Source organism: Rickettsia sp. TH2014, from assembly GCF_019249195.1.
Classification (GTDB): Bacteria; Pseudomonadota; Alphaproteobacteria; order Rickettsiales; family Rickettsiaceae; genus Rickettsia; species Rickettsia felis.
This window is the reverse complement of sequence record NZ_MXAX01000055.1, coordinates 1-1681: the sequence shown is the minus strand read 5'-3', so window position 1 is coordinate 1681 and position 1681 is coordinate 1. Positions and strand designations below refer to the sequence as shown.

Below are 1681 nucleotides of genomic sequence, written 5' to 3'. Positions count from 1 at the left end.
AGGGATGCAAAAAGGAATGGTCCAAGGTATACAGATCGGAGAAGCTAAAGGAAAATATGAAGTAGCTAAAAATATGCTTGCTAATAATTACTCTATTCCTGAGGTTTCTCGTATTACCGGTTTGTCTATCGCCGAAATTAACGATCTCCTTAAATCTTAACTTCTACATCTTAACTTTTACAGTTTTAGTTCTGATTTGTCTGATTATCCTTCCTTTACTCTTCGGACAATACTTTATGCATATGCTTAAATGATGTATTATATCACTGTTCTACTAATGGTTATATCTACTTATTAGTTTTCAACTTCTGTTGATGACATACTAAATTAGTATTAGATATCTCATCACTTAAAATACCATAATCAATTTTTGTATGCCATATATATTGCTGTGCAGCATAACGTACGCCACTACCTGCAACAACATTGCTAAATATAATGACATTCTTATCTAAGTTTATTAATGCAATATTATTAATATCATTATTTAAATACTGTACATTTAAATTTCTGCCATTTTCACATTGATAATCTATAGATTCATATTGAAATGCAGATTTATTAATTTCAGGGATTTTAACAATTCTTGTGGTATTGCATGATATGCATAAAATGCTTGTGAGTAAAATGAAACTAATTTGACGCATGTTCTCCTTGATTTTTTTAATATTCTACAATGTATTCTAATTTATTATTAGATAAATCGCATTACTCTATTTAAACAATGCAGTTGCGGATACCGTTATCGATACTGTGCTTGTGCCCGGCTCTGCAGACGGCATCATAGCAACGTCAGACATTACACCTAAAGCAGGTATTGCATTTCTGTATATCGGCATTGGAGGTCGCGCACCTAATCCAGTATCAACATTTATCATAGTAAATCTGCTATATTCTTGACCAAGAGCTTTTGCAACTCTCATAGCTTGTTGCTTTAGTTTTGCAATAGCAGATTCAATCATAGAGTTTCTTATAGCATCTCTCTTATCATTAGATAATGTATAATTCAGGCTTTGTATTAATAAGCCTTCGTTTTGTAATTGTCTGATTACTGATAATAATACTTCAGGTGATTTACTTTGTAACGATAATACTTGGGTGCCACGCCACTTCTTTTTCTTTACCTTCTTCTCTTTATTACTGGTATTTTGTTCTTCATCATATTGATATATATTATATTGGCCTGTAGAGACGTTAATATCCGGTTGTTTGGCTATTTTTATTGCTGCTGCCATTATGCTATTAATCTCATTTTGCACAGATTTAGGATCGACGCCATCCTTTTCTATACGTACACTGGATATCAACAAATCTTCCTGTACATCCATTTGCTGCGTAACATATATATTAAGATATGAAGAATCATCTTGCTTTTTTGAAGAATCTTGATTCTGACCAGCAACTGTTTGGAACGAAAATAATACAAATGCTACCGTAAGAAAAGTTTTATATAATTTATTTTTCATAATATATTTTTTTCCTAAATTAATACATTAATTAATAACCATTAGATCAATTCTGCTATTTCATCTTCAGTTTAGAAATCGGATAATGCCCCGCTAACTTCACAAAACATGATAAGTTAGGTAGGGACATGATTTCAGCAGGTAATACCTGCATTTTCTTTTGTTCTATAGTGTTGATATTAACGCCATCTCTTATGGTGTTTGAACCATACGAT

Annotated in this window: 3 protein-coding genes and 1 pseudogene; 1 reads left to right on the top strand and 3 read right to left on the bottom strand. The window is 31.8% G+C overall.

The window, feature by feature from the left end:
* Nucleotides 1-160, top strand: a pseudogene (locus KYQ89_RS07545) (transposase); the annotation flags it as partial.
* Nucleotides 161-287: 127 nt separating this feature from the next.
* Here the strand turns inward: KYQ89_RS07545 and KYQ89_RS00820 are convergent.
* The 3 genes from KYQ89_RS00820 to KYQ89_RS00810 form a co-directional block, all read right to left on the bottom strand.
* Entirely contained in the window at nt 288-647 is a 360-nt protein-coding gene (locus KYQ89_RS00820) for an MliC family protein (RefSeq protein WP_218459930.1), read from the bottom strand.
* 66 nt (nt 648-713) lie between these two features.
* Nucleotides 714-1466 carry an SIMPL domain-containing protein gene (locus KYQ89_RS00815; protein WP_218459929.1) on the bottom strand — a complete coding sequence of 251 codons (753 nt, stop codon included), beginning with the start codon at nt 1464-1466 and terminating at the stop codon, nt 714-716.
* A 55-nt stretch (nt 1467-1521) separates the two neighbouring features.
* Nucleotides 1522-1681 (bottom strand): type IV secretion system DNA-binding domain-containing protein (locus KYQ89_RS00810; RefSeq protein ID WP_218459931.1); only part of this gene is annotated, 160 nt, incomplete at its 5' end.

What these genes read in the sequence shown, in the direction of transcription:
- KYQ89_RS00815 (WP_218459929.1), bottom strand. Translation starts at nt 1,466, where the DNA reads ATGAAAAATAAATTATATAAAACTTTTCTTACGGTAGCATTTGTATTA.
- KYQ89_RS00820 (WP_218459930.1), bottom strand. Translation starts at nt 647, where the DNA reads ATGCGTCAAATTAGTTTCATTTTACTCACAAGCATTTTATGCATATCA.